This window comes from uncultured Subdoligranulum sp. (genome assembly GCF_937890665.1).
Genome location: NZ_CALADU010000130.1, coordinates 1 through 3,954, shown reverse-complemented (window position 1 = coordinate 3,954; position 3,954 = coordinate 1). Strand labels below are relative to the sequence as shown.

At 59.3% G+C, this 3,954-nt stretch carries 5 protein-coding genes; all 5 read left to right on the top strand.

Going from position 1 to position 3,954, the window contains the following annotated elements; translation table 11 throughout:
• On the top strand, window positions 1–583 hold a 583-nt coding region (locus Q0526_RS07800), incomplete at its 5' end, for an acetyl-CoA carboxylase carboxyltransferase subunit beta (RefSeq protein ID WP_298732272.1).
• Window positions 580–1,548, top strand: a complete 969-nt coding sequence (locus Q0526_RS07795; protein WP_298732269.1) for an acetyl-CoA carboxylase carboxyltransferase subunit alpha — start codon at window positions 580–582, stop codon at window positions 1,546–1,548. The genes Q0526_RS07800 and Q0526_RS07795, both read left to right, overlap by 4 nt.
• 23 nt (window positions 1,549–1,571) lie before the next feature.
• Window positions 1,572–2,522: a beta-ketoacyl-ACP synthase III gene (locus tag Q0526_RS07790; protein ID WP_298732267.1), complete on the top strand. Its 951-nt coding sequence runs from the start codon at window positions 1,572–1,574 to the stop codon at window positions 2,520–2,522.
• Entirely contained in the window at window positions 2,519–3,457 is a 939-nt protein-coding gene (locus tag Q0526_RS07785) for a nitronate monooxygenase (protein WP_298732265.1), read from the top strand. The genes Q0526_RS07790 and Q0526_RS07785 overlap by 4 nt, the downstream gene beginning before the upstream one ends.
• 14 nt (window positions 3,458–3,471) lie before the next feature.
• On the top strand, window positions 3,472–3,954 hold a 483-nt coding region (locus tag Q0526_RS07780), incomplete at its 3' end, for an ACP S-malonyltransferase (protein ID WP_298732263.1).

The window sequence follows — 3,954 nt, the reverse complement described above, 5'->3', positions numbered from 1 at the left end:
TGAAAAATTGGCGAAGCAGCGGGCTAAAACCGGCCTGAGCGATGCGGTAGTCACGGCCTATGGCAAGATTGGCGGGGTGCCCGCAGTGGTGGCTGTGTTGGATAGCCGCTTCTTTATGGGCAGCATGGGTACTGCTGTGGGCGAAAAGGTGACCCGGGCGGTGGAATATGCCACCAACAAGCACCTGCCGCTGATCATCTTTTCTGCCAGCGGCGGCGCCCGTATGCAGGAAGGCATTTTCAGCCTGATGCAGATGGCCAAAACCAGTGCAGCCATTCAGCGCTTTCAGGCCAAAGGTGGACTGTACATCAGCTATCTGACCCATCCCACCACCGGCGGTGTGACGGCCAGCTTCGCCAGTTTGGGTGACATCACGCTGGCGGAGCCTGATGCCCTGATCGGCTTTGCCGGTCCTCGAGTCATCGAGCAGACCATCGGTGAAAAGCTGCCCAAGGGATTCCAGCGGGCGGAGTACCTGCTGGATCACGGCTTTGTGGATCAGGTCGTTCCCCGCGGCGAGATGAAACAGACGCTTACCCAGCTGTTGAAGCTGCATACACAAGGAAGGAAGCGCGGCGCATGATCAAAGATATTCTCAAAGAGGTCGAATCTCTCGACCAGCGCATCGATGCGCTGCAAAACCCCACGCCGGAGGACGACACCGACAAGCAGCTATTGGGGGAGGAGGAAAACGCCCCCGCCGATGTGTCGGTGGAAGAACTGGAAGCTCGCCGGGCGGCGCTGCTGGAGCAGTGCCGTGATTTGACGCCCGCAGACCGGGTCTTTCTGGCCCGGCATCAGGGCCGTCCCCGCATCGACGAGTACATCCATGAGCTGTTCACCGATTTTTTTGAACAGCGTGGTGACCGGCAGTGCAGTGATGACCAGAGCATTCTGGGCGGCATTGCCCGGTACAAGGGCATCCCCGTTACGGTAATCGGTCACCGCAAAGGTTCTACGCTGGAAGAAAATATGCGTTTCCGATTTGGTATGCCGGAACCGGAAGGCTACCGCAAAGCGCTGCGTCTGATGCAGCAGGCCGAAAAGTTTGGCCGTCCCATTATTACCTTCATCGATACGCCGGGGGCCTATCCCGGCAAAGAAGCCGAAGAACGGGGACAGGGCGAAGCCATCGCCCGCAATCTGGCCGAAATGAGCGGCCTGACGGTACCCATCCTTTCGGTGGTGACCGGCGAGGGTAGCAGCGGCGGTGCGTTGGGACTGGGCGTGGCCAACCACATCCTGATGTTGGAGAACGCCGTCTATTCGGTGCTTAGCCCGGAAGGCTTTGCCAGCATCCTGTGGAAGGATTCCTCCCGCAGCGGCGAAGCCTGCGAGATCATGAAGTTGACCGCGCAGGACCTGCTGCAGGATGGCGTCGTGGAGGAAGTGATTCCCGAACCGCTAGGGGGCGCTCAGCGCGACCATAAACAGCTCTTTGCGTCCTTGGACGCAGCGCTGGAACGGCATCTGACCCAGTTGTGCAAGATGAACGGCAAGGCACTGGCCGACCAACGGTACAAAAAGTATCGTCAGATCGGCCTGTGACACAGAACAGATAGAGGGAACTTATGGAAGGTTTGCAGCTGATTTCCACCGGAGGGGCACTGCCCAGCCGGGTGGTAACCAACGAGGATTTGAGCAAGTTGGTGGATACCAGCGACGAATGGATCACCACTCGCACCGGTATTCGGCAGCGGCGTTTCTGTGGGGAAGGGCAGACGACGGCCACCTTAGCCATCGAAGCAGCCAAGCAGGCGCTGGAGCGCAGCGGCTTGCAGGCGGAACAAATTGGCTGCTGTGTCTGTGCCACTCTTTCAGGCGCCTATGCCACCCCCAGCACCGCTTGTCTGGTGCAGCATGAACTGGGGCTGGCGGAGGATATTCCTGTACTGGATGTCAACGCAGCCTGTTCTGGGTTTATCTATGGTGCTGCCGTGGCACGGGGACTGCTGGCTGCACGGCCGCAGGATTCCCGCCGGTTTGCGCTGGTTATTGGATGCGAGCAGCTCTCCCGCTTGATGGATATGACAGACCGCAACACCTGCGTGTTGTTCGGTGACGGTGCCGGTGCGGCCATCTTCGCACTGGCAGAAGACTCGGATTTCGCGGTGGATCTGGGGGCTCGGGGCGATATGGCCATCGAAACGCCGCCTAACGGTCCCATCCATATGGATGGCCGCGCGGTATTCCGGTTTGCCGTAGATGCCTTGCCCCGCACCCTGCACGCGGTGCTGGAGGCTACCCATCACACGTTGGACGAGGTGGATTGGGTGGTGTGCCACCAAGCCAATAGTCGGATCATCGACAATTGCGTGAAAAAGATGCAGGCCGATCCCGAAAAATTCTATAAAAATATGGACCGCCATGGCAATACCAGCGCTGCCAGTATTCCGGTGGCGCTCAATGAACTGGCCGAAGATGGTCGCCTGCAGCCCGGCATGCGGATTGCCTGCATCGGGTTTGGCGGCGGTCTGACATGGGGCGGTATGTTGCTCACTGTGAAAGGAAGCGTCGTATGAAACTGCTGAACGAGATCTTGGGGACCCGGTATCCCCTTATTCAGGGTGGTATGGCCAATATTGCCACCGGTGAATTTGCTGCCGCCTGCTCCAATGCGGGCGCTTTGGGCCTGATCGGTTCCGGCGGCATGAACGCCGATTCCCTGCGGGATAACATCCGCCGCGCGAAGCAACTTACCGACAAACCCTTCGGCGTCAATATCATGCTGATGCACCCGCAGGCCGATGCGTTTGCCAAGATTGTGGTGGAGGAAGGCGTTCGCTTCGTCACCACCGGTGCCGGTAACCCCGGCAAGTACATGGAAAGCTGGAAAAACGCCGGCATCACGGTGATGCCGGTGGTAGCAGCTACGGTGCTGGCAAAGCATTTGGTTAAATGCGGCGCCGATGCGCTGATTGCCGAGGGCACCGAGAGCGGCGGTCACGTAGGTGAGATGACCACCATGGCGTTGGTACCGCAGGTCGTAGACGCTGTGGATGTTCCGGTCATTGCGGCGGGCGGCATTGCCGATGGCCGCCAGTTGGCGGCAACTTTTGCGCTGGGCGCCTGCGGCGCGCAGATCGGCACCTGCTTGCTGGTTTCCGAAGAATGTCCCATTCACGCCAACTATAAAGCGGCATTGCTCAAAGCAAAAGACAGTGACACCATCGTCACCGGCCGTATCGGCGGCACGCCGGTCCGGGTGCTGAAAAACCGGATGAGCCGGGAATATGTCCGTCAGGAAAAAGCCGGTGCCGACAAGATGGAACTGGAAAAGTTTACGTTGGGCAGTTTGCGTCGCGCCGTGTTTGACGGCGACACCGAGACCGGCAGCTTGATGGCCGGTCAGGTGGCCGGTATGTTGCAGGGCGTGCGTCCCGTAGCGGAGATTCTGGACGAATTGATGGAAGGCTGCCATACTCGTCTGCACGAGATGGGCCAGATGAACGTATAAAAGGAGTTAAACTGATGAAACTCGCGTTTTTGTATGCCGGACAAGGCAGCCAGCACGCTGGGATGGGCGCCGACCTGTACGAAGCGTCACCGGTATTCCGCAAGGTGTTTGACGAAGCCGCCACGGTGCTGGATTTTGATCTGAAAACCACCTGCTTTGAGGATCCCGAAGGGGTCATCAACCTGACCCGGTACACCCAGCCCTGCATGGTGGCCTTTGCGGCGGGTGTCACCGCCATGTTGGCCGAGGAGGGCATTCGTCCCGAATATGCAGCGGGCTTGTCGTTGGGGGAGTATTCCGCGCTGGAATGTGCGGAGGTGTTGGATGCCAAATCTGCCGTGTCGTTGGTCGCTTTCCGGGGGCAGGCTATGGCGAAGGCGTCGGAAGGGTTGGATTGCGGCATGACCGCTGTACTGGCTCTCGACCGTGAAAAGCTGCAGGCCTGCTGTGACGAGGCTTCTGCCTTGGGCGTGGTGCAGATCTGCAACTACAACTGC

Bases quoted from the DNA above. Each gene is read 5' to 3' on its own strand.
- Q0526_RS07785 (WP_298732265.1), top strand. From the start codon at position 2,519: ATGAAACTGCTGAACGAGATCTTGGGGACCCGGTATCCCCTTATTCAG.
- Q0526_RS07795 (WP_298732269.1), top strand. From the start codon at position 580: ATGATCAAAGATATTCTCAAAGAGGTCGAATCTCTCGACCAGCGCATC.
- Q0526_RS07790 (WP_298732267.1), top strand. From the start codon at position 1,572: ATGGAAGGTTTGCAGCTGATTTCCACCGGAGGGGCACTGCCCAGCCGG.